The organism is Amycolatopsis tucumanensis (genome assembly GCF_021654135.1).
GTDB classification, from domain to species: Bacteria; Actinomycetota; Actinomycetes; order Mycobacteriales; family Pseudonocardiaceae; genus Amycolatopsis_E; species Amycolatopsis_E tucumanensis.
This window is the reverse complement of sequence record NZ_JAKGSD010000001.1, coordinates 60,154-82,454: the sequence shown is the minus strand read 5'-3', so window position 1 is coordinate 82,454 and position 22,301 is coordinate 60,154. Positions and strand designations below refer to the sequence as shown.

The 22,301-nt window shown below is 73.6% G+C and carries 21 protein-coding genes; 10 read left to right on the top strand and 11 right to left on the bottom strand.

Translation table 11 applies throughout. From position 1 onward, the window contains the following. Position 1: 1 nt before the first annotated feature. From L2C96_RS00415 to L2C96_RS00405, 3 genes are all read left to right on the top strand, one after another. Positions 2–772 (top strand): inositol monophosphatase family protein, encoded by a 771-nt coding sequence (locus tag L2C96_RS00415; RefSeq protein ID WP_020420086.1) that lies wholly within the window; start codon positions 2–4, stop codon positions 770–772. After that, on the top strand, positions 766–1,719 hold the full coding sequence (locus tag L2C96_RS00410) for a threonine ammonia-lyase (RefSeq protein WP_237334634.1): 954 nt from the start codon (positions 766–768) through the stop codon (positions 1,717–1,719). Before L2C96_RS00415 ends, L2C96_RS00410 begins: the two co-directional genes overlap by 7 nt. A gap of 607 nt (positions 1,720–2,326) precedes the next feature. Next, entirely contained in the window at positions 2,327–3,442 is a 1,116-nt protein-coding gene (locus tag L2C96_RS00405) for an LLM class flavin-dependent oxidoreductase (RefSeq protein ID WP_020420088.1), read from the top strand. 2 nt (positions 3,443–3,444) lie between these two features. Here the strand turns inward: L2C96_RS00405 and L2C96_RS00400 are convergent, their stop codons facing one another. Genes L2C96_RS00400 through L2C96_RS00390 form a run of 3 tightly spaced genes read right to left on the bottom strand, consistent with a single transcriptional unit; the run spans position 3,445 to position 6,424 of the window. Next, entirely contained in the window at positions 3,445–4,290 is an 846-nt protein-coding gene (locus L2C96_RS00400; RefSeq protein ID WP_237334633.1) for a mycofactocin-coupled SDR family oxidoreductase, read from the bottom strand. Then, positions 4,290–4,757, bottom strand: a complete 468-nt coding sequence (locus L2C96_RS00395) for a nuclear transport factor 2 family protein (RefSeq protein ID WP_237334632.1) — start codon at positions 4,755–4,757, stop codon at positions 4,290–4,292. The genes L2C96_RS00400 and L2C96_RS00395 overlap by 1 nt, the downstream gene beginning before the upstream one ends. 14 nt (positions 4,758–4,771) lie before the next feature. Further along, positions 4,772–6,424: an FAD-dependent oxidoreductase gene (locus tag L2C96_RS00390; RefSeq protein WP_237334631.1), complete on the bottom strand. Its 1,653-nt coding sequence runs from the start codon at positions 6,422–6,424 to the stop codon at positions 4,772–4,774. A gap of 120 nt (positions 6,425–6,544) precedes the next feature. Between L2C96_RS00390 and L2C96_RS00385 the strand changes: the two genes are divergently transcribed. The 3 genes from L2C96_RS00385 to L2C96_RS00375 all read left to right on the top strand — a co-directional run bounded on the left by L2C96_RS00385 (position 6,545) and on the right by L2C96_RS00375 (position 10,381). Beyond that, on the top strand, positions 6,545–8,200 hold the full coding sequence (locus L2C96_RS00385) for a sigma-54-dependent Fis family transcriptional regulator (RefSeq protein ID WP_237334630.1): 1,656 nt from the start codon (positions 6,545–6,547) through the stop codon (positions 8,198–8,200). Positions 8,201–8,211: 11 nt separating this feature from the next. Continuing rightward, complete coding sequence (locus L2C96_RS00380; protein ID WP_237335132.1) at positions 8,212–8,409, top strand: helix-turn-helix domain-containing protein; 198 nt, start codon at positions 8,212–8,214, stop codon at positions 8,407–8,409. A 235-nt stretch (positions 8,410–8,644) separates the two neighbouring features. Beyond that, positions 8,645–10,381, top strand: coding sequence for a SulP family inorganic anion transporter (locus L2C96_RS00375; RefSeq protein ID WP_237334629.1), 1,737 nt, complete (start codon positions 8,645–8,647; stop codon positions 10,379–10,381). On the opposite strand, the gene L2C96_RS00370 is transcribed toward L2C96_RS00375, so the two are convergent. Genes L2C96_RS00370 through L2C96_RS00355 form a run of 4 tightly spaced genes read right to left on the bottom strand, consistent with a single transcriptional unit; the run spans position 10,338 to position 14,391 of the window. Continuing rightward, positions 10,338–10,850 (bottom strand): hypothetical protein, encoded by a 513-nt coding sequence (locus L2C96_RS00370; RefSeq protein WP_020420094.1) that lies wholly within the window; start codon positions 10,848–10,850, stop codon positions 10,338–10,340. The genes L2C96_RS00375 and L2C96_RS00370 overlap by 44 nt on opposite strands. Further along, on the bottom strand, positions 10,831–11,478 hold the full coding sequence (locus tag L2C96_RS00365; protein ID WP_237334628.1) for an HD domain-containing protein: 648 nt from the start codon (positions 11,476–11,478) through the stop codon (positions 10,831–10,833). The genes L2C96_RS00370 and L2C96_RS00365 overlap by 20 nt, the downstream gene beginning before the upstream one ends. Positions 11,479–11,480: 2 nt before the next feature. Beyond that, positions 11,481–12,635 carry an AI-2E family transporter gene (locus L2C96_RS00360; RefSeq protein WP_027936179.1) on the bottom strand — a complete coding sequence of 385 codons (1,155 nt, stop codon included), beginning with the start codon at positions 12,633–12,635 and terminating at the stop codon, positions 11,481–11,483. Between the two features lie 10 nt (positions 12,636–12,645). Beyond that, positions 12,646–14,391, bottom strand: a complete 1,746-nt coding sequence (locus L2C96_RS00355; protein WP_051123588.1) for an MFS transporter — start codon at positions 14,389–14,391, stop codon at positions 12,646–12,648. Positions 14,392–14,501: 110 nt separating this feature from the next. Here L2C96_RS00355 and L2C96_RS00350 point away from each other — a divergent pair, with 110 nt between their 5' ends. Genes L2C96_RS00350 through L2C96_RS00340 form a run of 3 tightly spaced genes read left to right on the top strand, consistent with a single transcriptional unit; the run spans position 14,502 to position 16,028 of the window. Next, positions 14,502–14,945, top strand: a complete 444-nt coding sequence (locus L2C96_RS00350; protein ID WP_020420098.1) for a DUF7144 family membrane protein — start codon at positions 14,502–14,504, stop codon at positions 14,943–14,945. After that, positions 14,942–15,781 carry a YhjD/YihY/BrkB family envelope integrity protein gene (locus L2C96_RS00345; RefSeq protein WP_020420099.1) on the top strand — a complete coding sequence of 280 codons (840 nt, stop codon included), beginning with the start codon at positions 14,942–14,944 and terminating at the stop codon, positions 15,779–15,781. Before L2C96_RS00350 ends, L2C96_RS00345 begins: the two co-directional genes overlap by 4 nt. Further along, on the top strand, positions 15,765–16,028 hold the full coding sequence (locus tag L2C96_RS00340; RefSeq protein WP_020420100.1) for a LapA family protein: 264 nt from the start codon (positions 15,765–15,767) through the stop codon (positions 16,026–16,028). The genes L2C96_RS00345 and L2C96_RS00340 overlap by 17 nt, the downstream gene beginning before the upstream one ends. On the opposite strand, the gene L2C96_RS00335 is transcribed toward L2C96_RS00340, so the two are convergent. Genes L2C96_RS00335 through L2C96_RS00325 form a run of 3 tightly spaced genes read right to left on the bottom strand, consistent with a single transcriptional unit; the run spans position 16,003 to position 18,803 of the window. Beyond that, positions 16,003–17,817 (bottom strand): glycoside hydrolase family 15 protein, encoded by a 1,815-nt coding sequence (locus L2C96_RS00335; RefSeq protein WP_237334627.1) that lies wholly within the window; start codon positions 17,815–17,817, stop codon positions 16,003–16,005. The genes L2C96_RS00340 and L2C96_RS00335 overlap by 26 nt on opposite strands. Continuing rightward, positions 17,777–18,379 (bottom strand): potassium channel family protein, encoded by a 603-nt coding sequence (locus L2C96_RS00330; protein ID WP_237334626.1) that lies wholly within the window; start codon positions 18,377–18,379, stop codon positions 17,777–17,779. The genes L2C96_RS00335 and L2C96_RS00330 overlap by 41 nt, the downstream gene beginning before the upstream one ends. Before the next feature lie 13 nt (positions 18,380–18,392). After that, a complete protein-coding gene (locus L2C96_RS00325) occupies positions 18,393–18,803 on the bottom strand; it encodes an SHOCT domain-containing protein (RefSeq protein ID WP_020420103.1) in 411 nt (136 codons plus the stop codon). Positions 18,804–19,053: 250 nt separating this feature from the next. Between L2C96_RS00325 and L2C96_RS00320 the strand changes: the two genes are divergently transcribed. Beyond that, entirely contained in the window at positions 19,054–19,665 is a 612-nt protein-coding gene (locus tag L2C96_RS00320; RefSeq protein ID WP_237334625.1) for an HdeD family acid-resistance protein, read from the top strand. Here the strand turns inward: L2C96_RS00320 and L2C96_RS00315 are convergent. Further along, complete coding sequence (locus tag L2C96_RS00315; protein ID WP_237334624.1) at positions 19,651–22,254, bottom strand: winged helix-turn-helix domain-containing protein; 2,604 nt, start codon at positions 22,252–22,254, stop codon at positions 19,651–19,653. The genes L2C96_RS00320 and L2C96_RS00315 overlap by 15 nt on opposite strands. Positions 22,255–22,301 lie beyond the last annotated feature (47 nt).

The following is a 22,301-nucleotide window of genomic DNA, read 5'->3' as shown; positions in this document are numbered from 1 at the left end:
CGTGGACCACCTGAGCCTGCTGCCCGTCGCCAGGGAGGCCGTCGCGATCGGGCGGCGCATCGTCACCTCGCGCGCGCCGCGGTCGGTGACCGCGAAGAGCGAGCGCGACCTGGTGACCGACATCGATCTGGCGGTCGAGGATGCGGTGCGGGAGTTCCTCGCGCGGGAGACGCCGGACATCGGGCTCGTCGGCGAGGAGCACGGCGGCGAGCGGGGCGAGCTGTGGTGGGTGCTGGACCCGGTCGACGGCACCGCGAACTTCGCCCGCGGCATCCCGCTCACCGGGATCTCGCTGGCCCTGGTGTCCGGCGAGCGCAGCGTCGTGGCGGCGATCGACCTGCCGTTCCTGGACACGGTCTACACCGCGGTCGAGGACTACGGCGCCTTCGCCGGGGACACGCGGATCGGGGTGTCCGGGGCGACCGCGCTGGCCGAAGCGATGGTGTCGCTGGGCGACTTCGCGGTGGGCGAGGACGCCGGGCCGAAGAACCGGCTGCGCCTGGCATTGCTGGAGCAGCTGGGCGCGCGGGCGGAGCGGGTGCGGATGATCGGCACCGCCGCGGCCGACCTGGCCTGGGTCGCGCACGGCCGCCTCGATGCGACGATCATCCTGTCGAACCTGCCGTGGGACACGATGGCGGGCGTGCTGCTGGTGCGGGAGGCCGGCGGGCTGGTCCTGGACGCCGACGGCAGCGACCACACGGTGTCCTCGGCGTCGACCATCGCACTGGCGCCGGGGCTGCGGGACGTGGTACTGGACCTGCTGTGCTGACGACCCGCCTGGACACCGGCCGGATCCGGGCCGCCCGCCGGGTGATCGACCCGGTGTTCCTCGATTCGCCGCTGTACCGCTGCGACGCGCTGGAACCCGTCCTCGGGTGCGCGGTGAGCGTCAAGCTCGAAACGGCCAACCCGGTGCGCTGCTTCAAGGGCCGCGCGACCGAGGTGATCGCTCACGCGCTCGGCTCGGGCGCGGTGGTGTGCGCGAGCGCGGGCAACCTCGGGCAGGCGCTGGCCTGGTCCGGCCGCCGCCGCGGGCTCGACGTCACCGTCGTGGCCGCGCGGTCCGCGCCCGTGGCGAAGCTGGACCGGATCCGGGCGCTGGGCGCGCGGCTGGAGCTGGTGGACGGCGACTTCGAGCGGGCGCGGGAGCGGGCGGCGGACATCGCGCGGCAGCACGGGATCCGGCTGGTGGAGGACAGCCTGGACCTCGAAACGTGCGAGGGCGCGGCCACGATCGGGCTGGAGCTGGTGGAGCAGGCGCCGTCGGCCGATGTCGTCCTGATCGCCCTGGGCGGCGGGGCGATGGCGACCGGGGTGGGACACGTGGTGAAGTCGCTCGCGCCCGGGGTGGAGGTTGTCTGCGTGCAGCCGCTGGGCGCGCCCGCGATGACCCTGTCCTGGCGGCAGCGGCGGGTCGTGACGACGGAGTCGGCGGACACGATCGCCGACGGCGTCGCCGGGCGCTTCCCGATCCCGGAGGTGCTGGACGACCTGCTGCAGGTGGCCGACGACGCGGTCCTGGTGCGCGAGGAGTCGATCACCACGGGGATGCGGTTGCTGCTCGACCACGCCGGACTGGTGGTGGAGCCGTCGGCGGCGCTCGGGGTGGCCGCGGTGCTGGAGGACCGCGAGCGCTTCGCCGGGCGGCACCTGGTGACGATCATCTGCGGGAGCAACGTGGACCCGGACGCGTTTCGGCGCTGGACCAGCCGGTAGCCGCACCCTGCGGTGACCACGGTCATTGCCACGGCGAGGGGCGCTGGCCGCCGCACGAGCTGCCCACCGGCTGCGCGGCACCGCTTCGCCAGGCGGCAGTGATCCTCTCTGCGGGAGCAGCGTGTCGCCGGACACGCACCGGCTCGGGCCGGCGGACAGCCGCACCGGCCCGCGGCCTGCGCCGACCACCGTCACCGTCACGGTGAGGGGCGCTGGCCGGCGCACGAGCTGCCCACTGGCTGCCGACCACGGGCCGTGCTTCGCCGGGCAGCAGTGACCACCCTCCGCGGGAGCAACCTGGCCCCGGAAGCCCGCCGGGGCCGCCGGATCGCCGCACCCGCGAGGGCCCTGGCCGCCGCACGAGCTGCCCGCGGCCTGCCCGGCCACGGGCACCCCTTTCGCCGGGCGGCACTGATCACCATCTGCGGAAGCAACCTGGACCCGGACGCGCACCGGCGCCGGGCCGGCCGGTAGCCGCACGGCGGGCCTCCCTGGCGCGACGCTGCGGTCCACCGGACTTCGGCACGGCCTCCTGATAGTCTCGCCAGGAATATTCTTCCGCGCGAGACGTTTTACCGGCCGAACACCAGATCAGCAGGAGGCTGTCATGCAGTTCGGGATCTTCTCCGTCAGCGACGTGACCACGGATCCGACGACCGGCGAAACTCCGGACGACACCCAGCGCGTGCGGTCGATGCTGACCATCGCCCAGCACGCCGACCAGGCCGGGCTCGACGTCTTCGCCACGGGCGAGCACCACAACCCGCCGTTCGTCGCGTCCTCCCCCACCACCATGCTCGGCTACCTGGCCGGCGTGACCAAGGACATCATCCTGTCCACCTCGACCACGCTGATCACCACCAACGACCCGGTGAAGATCGCCGAGGACTACGCCATGCTGCAGGTCATCTCGGGCGGCCGGATGGACCTGATGATGGGCCGCGGCAACACCGGCCCGGTCTACCCGTGGTTCGGCCAGGACATCCGCCAGGGCATCCCGCTGGCGATCGAGAACTACGCCCTGCTGCGCCGCCTCTGGGAGGAGGACGTGGTCGACTGGGAGGGCAACTTCCGCACTCCCCTGCGCGGCTTCACCGCGACCCCGCGCCCGCTCGACGGGGTCCCGCCGTTCGTCTGGCACGGCTCGATCCGCAGCCCGGAGATCGCCGAGCAGGCCGCCTACTACGGCGACGGCTTCTTCCACAACAACATCTTCTGGCCCATGTCGCACACGAAGCAGATGGTGCGCTTCTACCGCCAGCGCTTCGAGCACTACGGCCACGGCCCGGCCGACACCGCGATCGTCGGTCTCGGCGGGCAGGTCTTCATGCGCAAGAACTCGCAGGACGCGTGGAACGAGTTCCGCCCCTACTTCGACAACGCCCCGGTCTACGGCCACGGCCCGTCGATGGAGGACTTCACCGCGACGACCCCGCTGACGGTCGGCAGCCCGCAGCAGGTGATCGACCGGTACGCGAGCATGCGCGAGGACGTCGGCGACTACCAGCGCCAGCTGTTCCTCATCGACCACGCCGGCCTGCCGCTGAAGACGGTGCTGGAGCAGATCGACCTGCTCGCCGAGGAGGTCGTGCCGGTGCTGCGCAAGGAGATGGAAGCCAAGCGCCCCGAGCACGTGCCGGCGAACCCGCCCAGCCACGCCGAGCGGGTCGCCGCCGCGCAGGCCAAGGCCGCCGCGGACGAGACCGCCGCGACCACGGCCTGACCTCAGGCGCCGGAGTACTTCTGGCTCATCCCGAGGTCGACCGGCAGCGCGACGCCCGTGATGTAGCGGGCCTCGTCGCTGGCCAGGAACAACACGGCGTTGGCCACGTCCTCGACGTCGAGGTAGGGCACCGGCCACATGTTGATGCGCGCGAGCGCGTCGGTGGTGTCGGCGAAGGCCGGGTTCTCCAGATCCGGCCGGTAGATCCGGGCGCTCGAGTCGTTCTCGATCATCGTCGTGCGGACGTTGGTCGGGTGCACCGAGTTGACCCGGATCCGGTGCGGCGTCAGCTCGTTGGCCAGCGTGCGCTGCAACCCGAGCACGCCGTGCTTGGCGGCGTTGTAGTGCGCGATGTTGGGGATGCCGCGCAGGCCGGCGGTGGAGCTGATCAGGATGATCGCTCCACCGCCGCCGCCGTCGATCAGGTGCGGGATCGCCGCCTTGGTGGTGTGCCAGACGCCGCCGAGGTTGATGTCGATCATCGTCTGCCACTCCGCGCCGGAGAGCTCCCACGACGGCTTGACCGCGTTGAGGATCCCGGCGTTGGCGACCACCACGTCGAGCCGCCCCAGCTCGGCCACCGCACCGGCCAGGCCCGCGTTCAGCGCGTCGAAGTCGCGCACGTCCGCCACGAACGAGACCGCGCGGCGGCCCAGTTTCTCCACGCCCGCCACGGTTTCCGCGAGATCGTCCGGTGTGGACGCCGGGTAGGCGACGGTGTCCACCGGCGCCGCGAGATCGGTGACGATGACGTCGGCGCCCTCCTCGGCCAGCCGCAGGGCGTGCGCGCGGCCCTGCCCGCGCGCCGCGCCGGTGATCGCGACGACCTTGCCGTCCATGCGTCCCATCAGGACTGTCCCTTCAGCCACGGGTAGCGGTCGGTGTCCTGGCCCGCGTAGTCGGGGTCCAGGTAGATGAAGCAGCGCTGGATCTTGAAGTCGCGGATCTCGAACACGTCGCACCAGCGCCCCGCCCCCCACTCGGGCACCCCGGCCCGCCACGGGCCGTCCCGGTGCTCGCCGTGGCTGGTGCCCTCCACGACGAGCAGGTCGCCGCCGGAGAAGACCCAGGTGAACTCGGCGTAGTGGTGCTTGATGGATTTCAGCGTCCCGCCGACGTCGCCGAACAGCCTGCCGATCTCCTCCTTTCCGCCGGCCAGCCCCCACTTGGGGAAGCAGACCTGCGCGTCGTCGGCGAACAGGTCCAGGATGCTGCCGCCGGTCGAGGTGACGCCCCCGTTGTCGAAGGCCTTGAGGTACTCCAGCGCGACGGACTTGCGCTGCTCGTCGGTCATGGTCTGGGTGGTGACGGCCATGGATTGCTCCCGGTTCAGGCGGGCACGGCGGCCCGGTCGACGGCGGAGGCGGCGCGGTGGGCGAACGCCAGGATGGGGCCGAGCGTCGCGCCCCCGGCCCAGTACGCGCGCCCGGAAACGGACGCGACGCAGTTGCCGACCCCGAACAGGCCGGGGATCGGCTCGCCGAGGTCGTCCAGGACACGGCCGTCGGCGTCGGTGCGCGGCCCGCCCTTGGTGTCCAGCGTCCCGCCGGTGACCAGGGCGGCGTAGTAGGGGCCGGTGTCGCTGATCGGCCACATCGTGGGGTTGGCGCGGCCGGGTTCGTCCTTCACCGGGCCGTTGAACACCAGCTCGATCGGCGTCTCACCGCGTGCGAAGTCGGCGTCCTTGCCCGCGCGGGCGAAGCCGTTGAACCGCTCGATGGTGGCGGGCAGGTTCGCGGCGAAGTCGTCGGCGAGGGTGAAGCCGCCGGTCCTGCCCGCGTTGGCGGCCAGCCGTTCGCGGATCCGTTCGGTCAGCTCCTCCAGCGTGTCCGCCCGGATCACGTGCGAATCGTCCGCGCCGGGCGGGACGATGAGACGGCCGTACTCGTCGCTGGCGGAGTGGTCCTGGCTGCGCTGGTCCCAGATCTGCACCAGCACCAGGTTCGGGTAGCCGCCCTCGGCCGGGTCCCACTGGAAGAACGTCTGCGCGGCCTCGTTGTAGGGCATCTTTTCGTTCGCGACGCGACGGCCGTGCCGGTCGACGAAGATCGTCGAATCGCCTGCCACCGAGAACATCCCGACCAGGTCCGGCCTGCCGGAGCGCTCCAGTGGCACCGGGCACATCCAGGCGTAGTTCATGTTCCCGAGCTGCGCGCCCACCCCGGCGGCGATGCGCACGAAATCGCCCTCGTTGGTCGAGGCGGCGCAGCCCCGGTAGGCGGGCACGCTCAGGTGGTCGCGGCGCAGTTCGTCGTCGTGCGTGAAGCCGCCGGTGGCGAACACGACGCCCTTGCGCGCCAGCACCCGCACCGTCCGCCCGCCCGCGGTGGTCGCCTCGACCCCGGCGACCCGGCCGCCGTCAAGGATCAGCCGCTGGACGCGGTGCCCGGTGCGCACGTCCACCCCGTCGCGCTCGGCCGCGGCGGACATCTGCCGCACCGCGCACACCCCGCCGTCGGACATCGACTCCCGCGCGTCCGCCGGCACCAGCACCCGCCCGGTGGGCGCCTTGTCCTCGGGCAGCTGCGACCAGTAGTCCGGCACGTCCGGGCAGTGCCGGTAGGTCAGGGCTCCGCGGTCGCGCAGCAGCTCCGCGGCCGGGGCGGCGCTGTCGTAGATGGCGCGGACCATGGACAGCTCCCACTCGCTCAGCCCGGCGTCCGCCCGGGCCGGGTCGTAGCGGGTGGGCTGGGACAGCCGCGCGACGTAGCGGAGGAAGTCCTCGAACCGGTCCTCGATGCCCAGGGCGCGCATCGCCTCGTTGTTGGGCACCCAGTACCAGAACGCCGCCTTCTTCGCCGTGCCGCCCAGCTCGGCCGCCTTCTCCAGCAGCACGACCTCGTTGCCGAGCCACCGGCTGAACAGGGCGGCGGGCAGGCCCGCGCCACCGCCGCCGACCACGACCACGTCGGCTTCGGCGTCGGCCGCCGAGCGGGCCGCCGGCCGGGCGCTTTCCCGTGGGGCTACCGAATCGTTCGTCATGCGCCCAGGATGGAAATCCGGCCCGTCGCGCGGTTGTCTCACTTTGAGACACCCCCGGCGGCCGCGCGCCCGGGCACACTGGGGGCGGGAAGATCCGTGACCACAACGGAGTGACAGCGGATGGCGTATCAGATCGACACGCGGGACGGGCTCGCGCGGCTGCGCCGGGCTCGCGAGGAGTTCCTCACCGAGCGGCGACTGCCGGACGACCTGCCCGAGTGGCTGTCGGCGGCCTGGCGGCGGTCGTGGTTCACCGGCGCCGACGTGACGCGTGACCACGTGCCCGCGGTGCCGGTGGCGCCGGAGAGCCAGCTGGTGCGGGCCGCCACGCCGGTGCTGGCCGGCCTCGCCGAAGACCTGTCCGGGCTGCGTGCGGCGGTGGTGCTCAGCGACAGCCACGCGCGGATCGTGGGCTGCTGGGCCGGCGACGAGCCGATGCGGGCGCACCTGGAGCGCATCGACACCCGGCCCGGCGCGGACCTGTCCGAGGGCACCACCGGAGCCAACGGCATCAGCCACGTGCTGAGCACCCGCGAACCGGTCCTGATCGGCGGCCCGGAGCACCTGTTCGAGCTGTACCAGGACACGGTGTGCGCGGGCGCGCCGGTGACCGACCCGATCACCCGCCGGATCAGCGGCGCGATCGCCGTGGTGTGCGACCTGTCCGCGCCGCTGGCCGTGCTGGACGCCCTCGCGCGCACGGCGAGCCGCACCATCGAGCGGGAGCTGCTGCACGCCGCCCCGGCGCGCGAGCGGCGGCTGCTGGAGACCTATCTCGCCGCCGCGCCCGGCCGGGAGGCGGTCGCCGTGCTCGACGGGCGGACGCGCATCGTCAGCGACGCGGCGGCGGACCTGCTGAGCCCCCAGGACCTGGACACCCTGGAGTCGTACGCGGTCGAGGCGGCCCGGGACGGGCGGGCGCCGTCCGGCGAACTCACGCTCGGCGACCGGCTCACGGTCCGCCTCGCCCCCGCCGCGCCGGGCGGGCTGCTGGTCACCGTCACCGCGGCCCGCCCGCCCCGGCGACGGGCCGGGCCCGGCCTGTTCGCCGCGGCCGGGCTCGCGGGCAGCTCCCCGCCGTGGCGGTCGCTGGAACGGGCGCTCACGCGGGCCCGGTCCCGGCCGGTGCTGCTGCTCGGCGAGCCGGGCGTGGGCAAGGCGAGCGTGGCGCGGGCGCTGCTGGGCGAACCGGTCGTCGTCGAGGCGGACGAGCCGGTGGAGGCGGTGGCGCGGGCGCTCGCGGGAGACGCCGTGCTGGTGCGGCACCTGGAACGGCTCGATCCCGCCCGCGCCGGGCGGCTGGCGGACCTCCTCGCCGGCGAGCACGCGGCCCACGTGGTGGCGACGATGGTCCCCGGCCCCGCGCTGGCTCCGCTGCGGACGCGCTGGGCGCCGGCCGAGATCCGGGTGCCGAGCCTGCGTGAGCGCACGGCGGACATCCCGGAGCTGGCGAACCGCTTCGGGGCGCGGCTCACGCACGAGGCCCGGGCCGTGCTGCAGCGGCACGACTGGCCGGGCAACCTGGCCGAGCTGAAGGCCGTGATCAGCGGAGCCGCGGCCGAGGCAGGCGGCGGCACGATCGGCGCCCGCCACCTGCCCGGCCGCCTGCGCTCCTCCCCCACCCGGCCCCGCCTGAGCGAACTCGAGAAAGCCGAACGCGCCGCCGTCGCCGAAGCGCTGCGCACCGCGGACGGCAACCGCGTCCGGGCCGCCGCCCAGCTCGGCATCGGCCGCGCCACGCTCTACCGCAAGCTCAAGCGCTACGGGCTCGGCTGAGCCTGAGGCACGTGGCGGCACGACCGGCGCCCGGCCGCCTGCGCTCCTCCCCCACCCGGCCCCGCCTGAGCGAACTCGAGAAAGCCGAACGCGCCGCCGTCGCCGAAGCGCTGCGCACCGCGGACGGCAACCGCGTCCGGGCCGCCGCCCAGCTCGGCATCGGCCGCGCCACGCTCTACCGCAAGCTCAAGCGCTACGGGCTCGGCTGAGCCGGAGGCACGTGGCGGCACGACCGGCGCCCGGCCGCCTGCGCTCCTCCCCCACCCGGCCCCGCCTGAGCCGGCGGCGCACCCACTGTCCGAACCGGACGGTCGGCGCGCACTCGCCCTGGCATCGGAACGGCAGGCTGTTCCGTCAAGGGTCTTTCGTCTCCTCCGGTGGGGACCGAGGCCCCGGGCCGGGAAGCGGCCGCCCGGTTACCATCGCCTGGGGAAGGGTTTCGTCATGTCCCACTGGGTTCCCGGCCTGCGGCAGATCAGGTCGTACCAGCGCCGCTGGCTGGCGAAGGACATCGTGGCCGGCGTCGTCCTCACGACGCTGCTGGTGCCGCAGGGAATGGCGTACGCGGAGCTGGCCGGCCTGCCCGCGATCACCGGGCTGTACACGTCGATCCTGTGCCTGCTCGGGTACGCCGTGTTCGGGCCGTCGCGGATCCTCGTGCTGGGGCCGGATTCCTCCCTGGGGCCGATGATCGCCGCGACGATCCTGCCGCTCGCCGCGGCAGACGGCGACCCCGGGCGCGCCGTCGCGCTCGCCTCGATGCTCGCGATCCTCGTCGCCGCCATCATGATCGTCGCGTCGGTGGCCAAGCTGGGCTTCATCGCGGACCTCATCTCCAAGCCGACGATGATCGGTTACCTCAACGGCCTCGCACTGACCATCGTGGTGGGGCAGCTGCCGAAGCTGTGCGGGTTCAGCGTCGACGCCGACGGCCTCGTCGCCGAGATCGGCGCCGTGGCGCGGGGGATCTTCGGCGGCGAGGTCAACGGCGCCGCCGCCGCGGTCGGGATCTCCGGCGTCGCCGCGATCCTGCTGCTGCAGCGCTGGCTGCCCAAGATCCCCGCGGTGCTCGTCGTGGTGGTGCTGGCGATCGCCGCGGTCCCGCTGTTCGGCCTCGCCGCACGCGGCGTCGACCTGGTCGGTGTGCTGCCGCGGGGTTTCCCGCCGCTGTCCATTCCGGACATCGGCCTGTCCGACCTCGCTCCGCTGTTCGCCGGCGCGCTGGGCATCGCGCTGGTCTCGCTCGCCGACACGATCTCCACGGCGTCGGCGTTCGCCGCCCGCACCGGGCAGGAGGTCCACGGCAACCGGGAAATGGCGGGCATCGGCGTGGCGAACCTGGCGGCCGGGCTGTTCCAGGGTTTCCCGGTCAGCACCAGCGGATCGCGCACCGCGGTCGCCCAGCATGCCGGCGCGCGGACCCAGCTGACCGGCGTCGTCGGCGCCGTCCTGATCACGATCATGATCCTGGTCGCGCCCGGCCTGTTCCGGAACCTGCCGCAACCGGTGCTCGCCGCGATCGTCATCACCGCGGCGTTGTCGCTCGCCGACCTCCGGGGGACCGCGCGGCTGTGGCGGCAACGCCGGACCGAGTTCCTCCTGTCGGCCGCGGCCCTCCTCGGCGTCGCGCTGCTGGGCGTGCTGCCCGGGATCGCGGTCGCGGTGGTGCTGTCCATCCTCAACGTGTTCCGGCACGCGTGGCTGCCGTACCAGACCGAACTGGGCAAGGCCGACGGGGTGCCCGGCTACCACGACGTCCGGTCCTACCCGGACGCGCGGCGGCCGGCCGGGCTGGTGATCTTCCGGTTCGACGCGCCGCTGATCTTCGCCAACGCCAAGACCTTCCGGGAAGCGGTGCGCCGGCTCGCGGCGCGCGACCCGGCGCCGCACTGGATCGTCGTCGCCGCCGAACCGATGACCGATGTGGACACCACGGCCGCGGACATGCTGCGGGACCTCGACGACGAGCTCAACGCGCGCGGCACGCACCTCGTGCTCGCCGAGCTGAAGGACCCGGTGCGGCGCAAGATCGACCGCTACGAGCTGACCCGCACGCTGGATCCGGACCACTTCTACCCCACCGTCTCCGCCGCCGTGGACGCGTTCCGCCGCCGCACCGGGAACGGCTGGGTCCCGGTCAGTGCAGGTGCAGCAGAACCAGGTTCTTCAACACGATCATGACCACCCCGAGCAGACCGGCCACGCACGTCGTCACCACCAGCTGGACCCCGCGCAGCCGCGCGGTCCGCGCCGCCGACCAGGCGTGGACCACCAGGAGGACCACCGCGGTCGCGAGCCCGACGTTGGCCGCCGTGAGCGGTGTGGCGCCGGCCAGCCGGGCCAGCAGGAGCGCGGCGAGCGGACCGTAGGACGCGGTCACCATCGGCCACGTCGCGCGCAACTCCGCCCGCACCTGGGCGCGGGTCGGCAGCCCGCCGCCGGAGGTCTGCTCCCCCACGATCTCCGCGAACTCCTCGGCGGACCAGTAGACCAGGAGCGTGACCACGACGGCGACCGCCAGTGCCGCGGTGGGCAGCTGCTCGCCCACCGCGGTCAGGATCGCCGCGGTGACGATCGCGCCGTAGATGCCGGCCGCGCGCCGTCTGCCCGCCGTCCGGACGGCGGTCCGGTCAGCCGGTCCGCCGATCACCGTCCACCTCCGCCCGCTGTCCGAACCGGACGGACAACAGCAGGTCCTCGGTGCGCCGGACCGCCGCGGCCCGCTCCTCGCCGTTGACGGCCAGCGCGCGCACGACGGGATCGTCCGGGCCGCGGCGCGCCCGCAGTTCCAGCAGCCGGGTGCGGTACGACACCGGCAGCCCGTCCGGGCTGGTGGTCAGATCGCAGTACCACAGGGCGTCCCGGACCGGTCCGCGTTCGTCCGGGAACTCCGCGAGCCGCCGCCCGAGACCGACCAGCGCGGCCACCGCGTCCGCGCCGGAATGGTGCGCGACGAGCGCGCACACGCGCAGCGGCACGCCGACACTGCGGAGGTAGCACGCGCCGTCGAGCTGGTGGAAGCCCACGCCCCCGACCGCGGCGGCGTACCCGATGTCGTGCAACCAGGCCGCGGCGACCAGCACCGGACGGTCGGCCGGCGCCAGCGCGAGCGCCGTGCCTTCGGCCTTGCGCCCGACTCCCTGGCTGTGCGCCCACCGCCGCGGCTGTTCGTCGGCGAGCAGACGGCCCGCCGTGACCCGCGCCCACCGATCCAGCGGGATGGCGTCGCGGTACCCGGCCACCACGCCGGATCCAGGCCCCATCGACAGGCGAGACATCGCTACTCCTTCCGTCCGGCCGCCGCGCGGTGCGGCCACCGCGCGAACAGCGCCTCCCGGCGCCGGGATTCCGGCGGCCCGCGCTGCCCGGACCGCAGCAGCACGTCCGCCCAGCGGGCGCGTGGATCGAGGTCCACGAGCAGCGCCTTGGCCAGCAGGGTCATCGGGATCGCCAGGATCGCGCCGAGCGGCCCCAGCAGCCACGCCCAGAAGACCAGCGCCACGAACGTCACCGTCACCGACAATCCGACCGCGTCGCCGACGAACCGCGGCTGGATCAGCGACTGCAGCACGAAGTTGATGACGCCGTAGCAGACGATCACCAGCACCATCCGGCCGACGCCGCCGGTGAGCAGGCCGAGGATCGCGGGCGGGGCCAGCCCGATCAGGAACCCGACGTTCGGGATGTAGTTGGTGACGAACGACAGCAGCCCCCAGGTCAGCGCCAGCGGGATGCCGATCACCGCGAGCACCAGCGCGTCCAGGGCCGCCACGACGAGCCCGAACACCGTCGTGACCACGAGGTAGCGCCGGGTGCCGCGAGTGAACCCGCGCAGCGCGGCGCTCACGGACGGGCGGTCGGTGGCGATCGCGGCGATCCGCTGCCCCGCGCCACCCGCTTCGACGCTCAGGAACAGCAGCAACGCGAGCAGGAACACCAGGTTCGACACCAGTCCGGCGATGTCGGCGAGCAGGGCGGTCAGCAGGCCGGTGAGCCTGCCCAGGTCGAGGGATTCGGCGGCGGCGCGCAGCTGATCCGGTCCGATGCCGAGCCGGGACAGCCCCACCGAGGCGTCGCGGACGACCTCGGCGGCCTGCCCGGTGTACTGCGGCACCAGGCCCGCCAGCCGCGCGAGGGACACGACGATGCCCAGCGTCAGCAGCGCGAGGACCCCGTAGACCAGGATGACGAGCACGGTGGTGGTCAGCCACGCCGGCCACCCCCGGCGGCGGAGCCGGTCCTGCACCGGCGACACGGCGATCACGATCACCAGTGCCGTGAACACCGGGCCGACCAGCCAGCCGGCGGCGCGGACCCCGGCGACGACCACGACCACCGCGGCCGCGCCGAGCAGCACCACCAGCGCCCGCGGCAGCAGATCGCGGGACGGCGCCAGACCGTCGGGCGACAGCCGCGGGTTCGGGGGCTCTTCCATCCGCGGGAGGCTAGAGCGGCGGCACCGGGTGCTGCTCATCCCGGCCGGGCGATCCGGCCCCCGGCGGAGCGGCGAGCCCGCCTGCTCCCGCACCGCCGTCACCGTCTCCGCCGTGCCCGCCCGGACCGCCGCGGCGGCTGTCCTCACCCGCCCCGGGTGAGCCGCCCGGCTGCTCCTGCGGGATGCGGCGGGTGAAGAAGAGCGCGACGACGGCGGCGAGCGCGAGCACCGCGATCGCGGCACGCAGACCCTGGACGCGGGCGTCCCGGTTGGACTCCACGATGCCGTCCGCCGTCGGGGCCGGAACCCCCGCCGCGGCCAGGTTCGCCTCCAGTGCCGCGTCCGAGACGAACGGCGCGCCACCGGCCAGCCGCACCTCCGCCTGCGCCGTCACCTGGGGCGGCACGGCCTGGTTGTCGCGGATGCCGTCGAGGAACGACGACGTGAGGACCGCGATGAGGACCGAGCCGGCGAGCGCGGTGCCCAGCGAGGCGCCGAGGTTGGTGAACGTGTTCTGCAGCCCGCCGACCTCGCTGCTGCGCTCGTCGGGCACCGCCGACACCGTGACACTGCCCAGCTGCGAGGCCAGCGCGCCGATGCCCAGCCCGGCCAGCAGCATCGGGACCGTGGTGACCTCCGGACCGGCGCCCGCGTCCAGTGCGGCGAAGAAGGCCACGAGCGCGACGAACAACGTCACCAGCCCGGCCCGCACGACCCGGCGCGGCGAGATGCGCGGCCACAGCTTCGGGATCCCGGCCGCCGCGGCCAGCAACGTCACCGACAGCGGCAGCAACCGCAACCCGGTCTCCACCGTGGACAGACCGAGCGAGATGGACAGGAACAGCGGGACGACGAAGAACAGCCCGGCCTGGATCAGGTACTGGCCGGAGAACACCATGAGGCCGGCCCGCAACCGCCGGTTGCCCAGCATCGCCGGGTCCACCAGCGGCTCCCGGCCGCGGGCGACCCGCCGCTGCTCCCACAGCAGGAACAACCACAGCACGACCCCGCCCGCCAGCACCAGCCACAGGACCAGGGACAGCCCGAGCACCGCCGGGGCGCCCGGACCCGGCAGGATCCAGCCCCACGTCCCCGACCGGAGCACGCCGAAGACCACCAGGCCCAGCCCGAGGGCGGACATCGCCGTCCCGGCGAAGTCGAGCGCCGGGCGTTCGCCGCGCCCGGGGTCGGCCATCCGGCGCGCCAGCACCAGGATGACGAGCACGATCAGCACCTCGCCGGCGAACACCCAGCGCCACGAGAAGTAGGTGGTCACCAGCCCGCCGACGAGCGGGCCGACGGCGACCGCGATCGCGCCGGCGGAGGCGACCAGCCCGTAGGCCCGCGGCCGTTGCGCCTGCTCGAAGTTCGACGCGACCAGCGCCACGATCGCCGGCATGATCAGCACGGCGCCGAGCCCCTCCAGCACCGACCAGCCCACGATGAGCACGCCCAGCCCGGGGGCGAGCGAGGTCGTCAGCGAGCCGCAGCCGTAGACCACGCACCCGATCGCGAACGCCCGCCGCCGCCCGATCAGCGCCCCGATCTTGCCCCCGGTGACCATCAGCATCGCCATCACCAGCGTGTACAGGGTGATCGCGGTCTGGATCCCGGTGACGGTCGTGCCCAGGTCGTTCGCGATGGTCGCGATCGACACGTTCATCACCGACGTGTCCAGGGTCATCAGGAACTGCCCGGTCGCGAGGGTGAGCAGCACCGTGCCGCCACGGCGCCGCGTCACAGCCGTCGTCCCCATCCGGCGACGGTAACCGGGCCACGGGCACGTGCGCTCACCCGTCGCAGGCGAAGAGCGGCGTGGCGCGAGGGCGCACTGTGGCCGGACGTTCCCGCGGATCGGAGGCGGCCATGGCGGATCAGGCGTACCTGCGCGACCAGGCTTACATGAATTCCCAGCGGGCCACCGGGCTCGGCAGGGTGACGGGGGAACGCGGCAGCGGGTGGTTGTTGTTCGGCGCCGTGATGGTGGTCCTGGCCGGGCTGTTCACCACGGTGATGGGCATCGTCGCGCTGGCCGCGGACGACCACTACGTCGTCGGCCCCGAGGGCACCCTGGTCGTCGACCTCACCGGCTGGGGCTGGATCCACCTCGTGGTCGGCGTGCTCGCGGTCGCGACCGGCGTCGCGCTCGGGTTCGGGGCGATGTGGGCCCGCGTGGTGGCGGTGCTGCTGGTCGGGTTCAACGCGCTGTCGCACCTGGCGTTCCTCAACGTCGCGCCGGTGCAGTCCACCATCGTCATCGCCATCGACGTGCTCGTGATCTGGGCGGTCGTCGCGCACGGCCGGGAGTGAGGACCACCGCCGCGCGCGCGGGGTTCGCCTCGGCGGCGGGCCGGTTCCCCGCGGTCCGGCTGACCGGGCGGGTGCTCCGGCGGGACCTGGAGATCGCCGGCCCGCTGCTGGCCGCCGCGCTGGCCTTCCGGATCTTCGTGTGGCTGCTGCCGTGTGTCCTGATCCTCGTCGCGCTCCTCGGGTTCTGGTGGTCCGGGACGACCCTGCGCGAGCTGGTGCGGACCACCGGGCTCAGCCCGCTCACCGCGAGCCTGCTGGAGAACGTGGGGCGGCAGGCCGAACAGAGCAGGCTGTTCGCGCTCGGGGTGGGCATCGGCTCGCTCGCGGTCGCGTCGTTCACGCTCGGGCGGGCGCTGGACGGCGTCGCGAACCGGGTCCGCCCGGGGACCTGCCCGCGCGACTTCACCGCACTGGCCAGGGCTGGCCGCTACACCGCCGCCCTGCTCGGGGTCGTGGTGGCCTGCCTCGGCGGGCCACTCCTGGAATCCGCCCTGCAGATCCCCGCGGCGGTGATGTCGCTGGTGATGGCTGCCGTGTTCACCCTGCTGGGGCTGCCGTTGCTGCGCGCCGGGCAATCCCGGCCGCACCGCGCGTTCCTGCCCGGGGCCGTCCTGTTCGGCCTCGGGCTGGAAGGCCTGCGCGCGGTCGCCGTCCACTTCCTGCCGGGCAAGTTGTCCCGCGCCTCCGAGCTGTACGGGACGCTCGGGGTGGCCGCCGCCGTGCTCGTCTGGCTCATGCTGATGGCCCGCTTCGTCGTGCTGGCCCACGTGCTCAACCTCCTGCTGTCCGAGCAGGAGGACCGACTGCCGAGGAGTTCCGATGACAGCGCGTCCTGACGGCGCCCCGAAGGCGCCGCCGTCCAAGAAGGTTCCCGTCAAGCTGATCGCCGCGGCGGTGCTGGTGGCGCTCGGCCTGACGTTCGTTCTGCAGAACCGCCAGACCGTGGACATCCGCGTGTTCACCACGACGATCACCGGGCCGCTGTGGGCGGCGCTGGCGGGTGTCCTCGTGCTCGGCCTGCTCGCCGGGCTCCTGCTTGGCCGCGGCGCTCACCGCGCTAAGCGAGGGCAGCGTCCAGGGTGAGGGCCGCGTCGATCAGCGCGAGGTGCGTGAAGGCCTGCGGGAAGTTCCCGATCTGCTCGCCGGTCAGCGCGATCTCCTCGGAGAACAGGCCGAGGTGGTTGGCGTAGGTGAGCATCTTCTCGAACGCGCCGCGGGCCTCCCGCACCCGCCCGGCCCGCGCCAGCGCGTCCACCCAGGCGAAGGTGCACAGCGAGAAGGTGCCCTCCGAGCCCCGCAGCCCGTCCGGCGAGGCGGCCGGGTCGTAGCGGTAGACCAGGCTGTCGGTGACCAGCTCGTCCGCCATCGCGTCCAGTGTGGACAGCCACTGCGGATCACGCCCGGCGATGAACCCCAGCCGCGGCATGCGCAGCAGCGAGGAGTCGAGCACATCGGTGTCGTAATGCTGGACGAACGCGCGCCGCCCCGGGTGCCACCCGCGGTCGTGGACCTCCTCGTAGATGCGGTCGCGTTCCGCCGCCCACCGCTGCTGGTCGGCAGGCCTGCCGTGCTCGGCGGCGAGCCGGATGCCGCGGTCCAACGCGACCCAGCACATCAGCCTGCCGTAGGTGAACGGGCGCCGCCCGCCACGGGTCTCCCAGATGCCCTCCTCCGGCTGGTCCCAGTTGGCGCACACCCAGTCGAGCACGTCGCGCACGGCCCGCCAGCCCTGGTGCGGGATCGGCAGCCCGGCCCGGTCGCCGGCGAACAGGCTGTCCATCGCCTCGCCGTAGATGTCCAGCTGCAGCTGTTCGGCGGCGCCGTTGCCGATCCGGACCGGACGCGAACCCCGGTACCCCGACCAGTGGTCCAGCACGTCCTCCTTGAGATCGCTGGAACCGTCGACCCGGTACATGATGTTCAGCGGCCCGGACGACCCGCCCGCCCGTTCGCGCACGCGGTCGCCGAGCCAGCGGCCGAACCGCTCCGCCTCGCCGTCGAACCCCAGCCCCAGCAATGCCGACACCGAGAACGACGCGTCACGCACCCAGGTGTAGCGGTAGTCCCAGTTGCGCTCGCCGCCCACCTGCTCGGGCAGCCCCGCGGTGGGCGCGGCGACGATCCCGCCGGTCGGCGCGTAGGTGAGCAGCTTCAGCGTGATCGCCGACCGCTCCACCGCCTCGCGCCACCGGCCGCGGTAGGACGAACCGGCGAGCCAGTTCTGCCAGAACGCGGTCGTCTCCTCGAACAGCCGCCGGACCTCCGCCACCCGGATCTCCCGCGGCGGCCCGTCCGCGTCCGCTTCGAGCACGACGCCGCGGACCTGCCCGGCGGACAGCTCGACCGACATCTCCAGGTCCTGGCCCGCGTGCCGGACTTCGGCGAGCCGCTCGTCGCCGGGTTCCCGCACCGGGTGGACGGTGAGCACCGTCGAACCGCCGTCGAGCACCACGCCCGCACCGGCCAGTTCCGTCCGATGTGGACGGCGGCCGTAGTCGAACCGCGGCGCCAGCTCGACCTCGAACCGCATCCGGCCGCGCACGCACCGGATCAGCCGCACGATCCGGTGGTTGCCGGTCGCGTGCTCCCCGGCGGGCGGCATGAAGTCGACGACTTCGCCGACCCCTTCCGCGGTGAAGAACCGCGTGATCAGCACCGCGCTGTCCGGGTAGTACACCTGGCGGCTGGTGAAATCGCCCGCCGGCCGCACCCGGAAGCGGCCGCCGCGCTCGTCGTCGAGCAGCGCGCCGAACACGCTCGGCGAGTCGAAGCGCGGACAGCAGAACCAGTCGATCGACCCGTCCGTCGTCACCAGTGCGACCGTGTGCAGGTCACCGATCATCCCGTGCTCGGAGATCGCGGTCTCGGTCATCGTCTCCTCCGGTTTTCTCAGTCCGGTCGCGGCCGTGCCGCACGGCGGTGAGGATCACCCGCAGGCCGAGGCCAAGCAGGAGCAGGTCACCGAGCATCTGCACGGTGACCAGGATCCGCGCCGGCTCCGCGACCGGGGTGATGTCGCCGAAGCCCACCGTGGCGAACACCGTCACCACGAAGTAGAGGGCGTCGGTCTTGCCGAGGGCGCCGGTGAAACTGCCCGGCCGCACCTCCTCGATGCTGTGGTAGGCCCCGGCGAACAGGAGCAGGAACAACGGGACCACCAGTGCCAGCGCCTGCACACCCTGCAGGAGCGGGTACGGCGACCGCAGGATCGCGCGGACCTCCCACACGACCACCGCCGTCACCACCAGCAGTCCGGCCGCCAGGAACACCGCGCCGCCGCCGCGCACCCGGTCCCCCAGCGGGAGCACGTAGTACGCGGTGACCAGCAGCGCGACGGTCAGCGAGGGGCGGAGCACACCGAGGACGAACAACCGCCCCCGGTGCGCCCGTACCCGCTCCCCCACACCGGGCGCCATCCGGACCGCCCCGGTCATCCGGACGCCGGTCTCATCGGGCCAGTGCCTTCGCCTTGAGGTCCTGGTACTCCCTGTCGTCGATGGCCCCGCTGTCCAGCAGTTTCTTGGCCTCGGCGATCTGGCTCGCCGCGCCGTTCCCGCCGCCGCCGTGGGCGACGTCGCGGACGTAGTCGTCGAACTGGTTCTGCGCGGCGACCGCTTCGGCCCGCCTGCGCTCGCCCATGTGCCTGCCCTGCGCGACGAGGTAGATCAGCACCCCGAGGAAGGGCAGCACCAGCACGAGCACGGTCCAGCCCGCCTTGCCCCACCCGGAGACGTCCGAGCGCCGGAAGAGGTCGCCGAAGATGACGACGAGGAGCCAGAACCAGATCACCCAGCCGAAGAACACCAGCATGGTCCAGATCAGGTCCAGGAACGGGTACTCCGATTGTGCCAGTGTCATGACGCCTCCGTTGCTCGACACCCGCCGGGGATCACGCGCCGCGGGCGGCGCATCCCCCGGGGCCGGCGTCCCGTCGGCTTCCCCGGGCGCGCCGCCCGCACGTGGTGCCCGCGCCTCGATGCGCACGTCCCGCGCGTGGTCACCCCGGCAGCGTCACTCCGGGTGACCGGTGCGGCATCACCCGGCCGGGGTGAGTTCCCCGCTCCCGCGCGGGAGGACGCTGCCGCCAGGACACGACCGAGGAGGCGCGATGACCGCGAACACCAGCCCGCGACGCGGGACCGTCCACTCACTCGCCGGCGCGGCAGGCTCGTCCGGGGCCGTCATGGCGATCGGCGTCGGGACCATCGCCGCCGGCGCGGTGGTCCTCGCCTGGCCGGAGGCCACGCTGAAGGTCATCGCCGTGGTCTTCGGGATCTCCGCGATCGTCGACGGCGTGGTCCGGCTCGTCTCGGCGCTGTCCGCCGGGGACCGGTCCGCCGGGGAGCGCACGCTGCCCGTGCTGGCCGGTGTGCTGTCGATCCTGGTGGGCATCGTCTTCGTGCGGTACCCGTTCCCGACGCTGGCGGCGCTGACGCTGCTGCTCGGGATGTTCTGGGTGGTCGCCGGCCTGATCCAGATCGTGCACGGGCTGGCGGAACGCGAGACCGGCAGCGCCTGGCGCGTCGCCTGCGGTGCGCTCGCGCTGGTCACCGGCATCCTCGTGCTCGCCTACACCTCGGCGAGCCTGGTCGTGCTGGTCTGGATCCTCGGGCTGCAGCTGGTGCTGGGCGGCGCGCTGCTGTTCGGCTGGGGCGTGGAGGTGCGCCGCGAGGAGCACGGCACGCTGCCGCGCCACGGCCACCGCTCAGCCGAGGCCTAGCTCACGCGCCGCGACCACGGCCGCCCGCCGGTTGTTCACGCCGAGCTTGGCGTAGATGGCCCGCACGTGGGTCTTCACCGTGTTCACCGACACCCGCAGTTCCGAAGCCACCTCGTCGAGCGGCTGCGGTGAGGTCAGGCGCGTCAGCACGACCAGTTCCCGGTTCGTCAGCACCGCCGCGGTCGCCGCGCCGTCCTCGGTCAGCACCCGCCGGACCCGCGCGGCGAAGGTCTCGGCCGCGCCGAACCCGCCCATCTGGTCCAGCAGCAGCACTTTGACCTCCGGGTCGGCGTAGGCGAACGGACGGACGATCCCGGCCGGAACGGCGGAGACGAGCGCCTCTTCGAGCGATCCCCTGGCCTTGGTGCGGCAGCCGAGCCGCAGGGCGGTCGCGGCGTCGAGCAGCGCCAGCTCGGTTTCCGTGCCGGCGACCAGCCGGGGCACGCCCGGCTCCCGCGCGGCCCGCAGGGCACGCACGGATCCGTCCACGTCACCGCGCGCGAACCGGGCACGCGCCACGGTGAGGTGCACTTCCGCCACCGGGCCGAGGCGGCGCGCGCCCCACTCGGCGGCGTCGCGGGCGTGCGGGGCCTGCGCCAGGACGAGCGCGCACTGGTGCTCCAGCGCCATCGCGATCGCGGCGAGCGGTCGCGGCACCGGCGCGCCGGCGAGGGCGCTCCGGCTGTCCTGCAACAGTTTCAGGCCGGCCGCGCGGTCGCCGCCGTCGTACCGGGCGGCGCCTTCGATGACCCCGCCCGCGAAGCGCAGCGCGCTCGGCTCGACGCCGTCCAGGCCGGCGGCGAGTTCCAGGGCGCCGCGCAGATCGGTCCGCAGCAAGCGGGCGAAGCCGAGTATCGCTCGGCACACCGCCAGCCAGGGCGAGCGCTTCCAAGTGCCGTGCCCGGCGAGGGTGAGGGCGAGCTCGCTCGCCTCCGCGGCCCCGGCGTCGTCGCCCGCGGCCACCGCCAGCAGGGCGTGCGCGGCCTTCGTGTGCACTTCCAGGTAGTGCAGGTCCTGCTCGTCGCTGAGCCGGTCGGCGGCCGCCAGCTCCCCGGCGGCGCCGCCGTGGTCGCCCGCCGCGAGCAACGCGACACCGTGGTCGAGGCGGGCCCACGCCTCCGCCGCGGCCGACCGGCACACCCCGGCGCCACCGGGCGCCGGGGCACGGCCGCAGGCCAGCCCGTGCGCGGACACCACGAGCCGCCGGAACCCGGCGAGCCCCTCGTCCGGCCGCTCGGGCCACACCCGGGAGCTGCGCGCGATGTCCGACTCGGCCGCGGACAGCTCGCCGAGCTCGAGGTGGGCCAGCGCGGCGAAGAGCAGGAGCCGGGCGTCCCGCGCGACGAGGCTCCCCGCGGCGTCCAGCGCACGCAGCACGAGCCCGGGCCCGCCGTCGAGCAGCACGTCCATTCCCTTGGCGTGCAACAGTTCCGCGGCCGCGCGCTCGTCGCCGGTCTGCTCGGCGTGCAACAGCGCCTCCCGGGGGCGGTCCTGGCCGGCGAACCACCGCGCGGCCCGCTGGTGCAGCACGGTCACCAGGTCCGGCTGGTGCCGGGTGAGCTCGGTCCGCAGGTAGGCCCGCAGCAGGGGGTGGAGCTGGTACCACGGCGGCTCGCCCTCGACCGCGGTGACCAGCACGCCCTCCCGCTCGAGCCCGGCCAGCAGGCCGCCGACGTCGTCGCGCCCGGTCAGCGCCGCGGCCAGCCGCGGCGTCACCCGGTCGCTCACGCTCAGCATGGCCAGGATCTCACGGGAGTCGCCAGGCAGGTGCGCGAGCACCTCGCCGGTGAGGAAGTCGGCCATGGCGTGGTCGTGGCCGGCGAAGTACGGCACGAACCGGTCCGGGTCCTGGGTGGTGCGCAGCGAGCGGGCGGCCAGGCGCAGCCCGGCGGCCCAGCCGTCGGTCTGGCTCACCAGGCGCAGCAACTGGTCTTCGCTGAGCCGGACACCACACCCGTCGAGCAGCTCACGCGCCTCGGCGGGGCCGAACCGCAACGCGTCCGCCCGGAATTCCGTCAGACGGCCCTGCACGCGCAGCTTCGCCAGCGGCAGCAGGGGATCCGACCGCGCGGCCAGCACCAGGCGGAGGTTGCGGGGCTGGTGGCGGATCACCGCGGCGAGCACGCGCAGCACGTCCCGGCCGGGGATCTCCTGAACGTTGTCCAGCACCACGACGAGCCTGTGGGGCAGCGCCTCGATCGCCTGCAGGAGTTCGGCGACCGTCACCGCGGCGTCGCCGGGCGGCGCGGACCGGTGCCGCAGCGCGGGTTCCACCGTGGCGAGCGTGTGCTCGGTGATGGCGAACCGCAGCGAAGTCAGAAAGTGCTGCGCGGTGTCGTCGTCGTGGTCGAGCGAAACCCACACCGCGTCCCGCGCCAGTGTGGACATCCATTCGGCCAGCAGCAGCGTCTTCCCGCACCCAGCGGGCGCGCAGACGAGCGTGACCGGGCTGGTGGCCACCGCGAGGGTGAGCTTTTCGCACAACCCCGGCCGGCGCACGAAATTTCCCGGCAACCGCGGTGGCACGACCTTCGTGTGCGGGACACCCCACCGCCGCCCGCCGGCGGGATTCGCCGCCTTTTCCTGCATGACTGGAGAAACTATGGGCGGACGGTGTGTCCGGGGTAGGGCCAAGG

Bases quoted from the DNA above. Each gene is read 5' to 3' on its own strand.
- L2C96_RS00405 (WP_020420088.1), top strand. From the start codon at position 2,327: ATGCAGTTCGGGATCTTCTCCGTCAGCGACGTGACCACGGATCCGACG.
- L2C96_RS00400 (WP_237334633.1), bottom strand. From the start codon at position 4,290: ATGGGACGCATGGACGGCAAGGTCGTCGCGATCACCGGCGCGGCGCGC.
- L2C96_RS00395 (WP_237334632.1), bottom strand. From the start codon at position 4,757: ATGGCCGTCACCACCCAGACCATGACCGACGAGCAGCGCAAGTCCGTC.
- L2C96_RS00390 (WP_237334631.1), bottom strand. From the start codon at position 6,424: ATGACGAACGATTCGGTAGCCCCACGGGAAAGCGCCCGGCCGGCGGCC.
- L2C96_RS00385 (WP_237334630.1), top strand. From the start codon at position 6,545: ATGGCGTATCAGATCGACACGCGGGACGGGCTCGCGCGGCTGCGCCGG.
- L2C96_RS00375 (WP_237334629.1), top strand. From the start codon at position 8,645: ATGTCCCACTGGGTTCCCGGCCTGCGGCAGATCAGGTCGTACCAGCGC.
- L2C96_RS00365 (WP_237334628.1), bottom strand. From the start codon at position 11,478: ATGTCTCGCCTGTCGATGGGGCCTGGATCCGGCGTGGTGGCCGGGTAC.
- L2C96_RS00360 (WP_027936179.1), bottom strand. From the start codon at position 12,635: ATGGAAGAGCCCCCGAACCCGCGGCTGTCGCCCGACGGTCTGGCGCCG.
- L2C96_RS00355 (WP_051123588.1), bottom strand. From the start codon at position 14,391: ATGGGGACGACGGCTGTGACGCGGCGCCGTGGCGGCACGGTGCTGCTC.
- L2C96_RS00350 (WP_020420098.1), top strand. From the start codon at position 14,502: ATGGCGGATCAGGCGTACCTGCGCGACCAGGCTTACATGAATTCCCAG.
- L2C96_RS00340 (WP_020420100.1), top strand. From the start codon at position 15,765: ATGACAGCGCGTCCTGACGGCGCCCCGAAGGCGCCGCCGTCCAAGAAG.
- L2C96_RS00335 (WP_237334627.1), bottom strand. From the start codon at position 17,817: ATGACCGAGACCGCGATCTCCGAGCACGGGATGATCGGTGACCTGCAC.
- L2C96_RS00330 (WP_237334626.1), bottom strand. From the start codon at position 18,379: ATGACCGGGGCGGTCCGGATGGCGCCCGGTGTGGGGGAGCGGGTACGG.
- L2C96_RS00325 (WP_020420103.1), bottom strand. From the start codon at position 18,803: ATGACACTGGCACAATCGGAGTACCCGTTCCTGGACCTGATCTGGACC.
- L2C96_RS00320 (WP_237334625.1), top strand. From the start codon at position 19,054: ATGACCGCGAACACCAGCCCGCGACGCGGGACCGTCCACTCACTCGCC.
- L2C96_RS00315 (WP_237334624.1), bottom strand. From the start codon at position 22,254: ATGCAGGAAAAGGCGGCGAATCCCGCCGGCGGGCGGCGGTGGGGTGTC.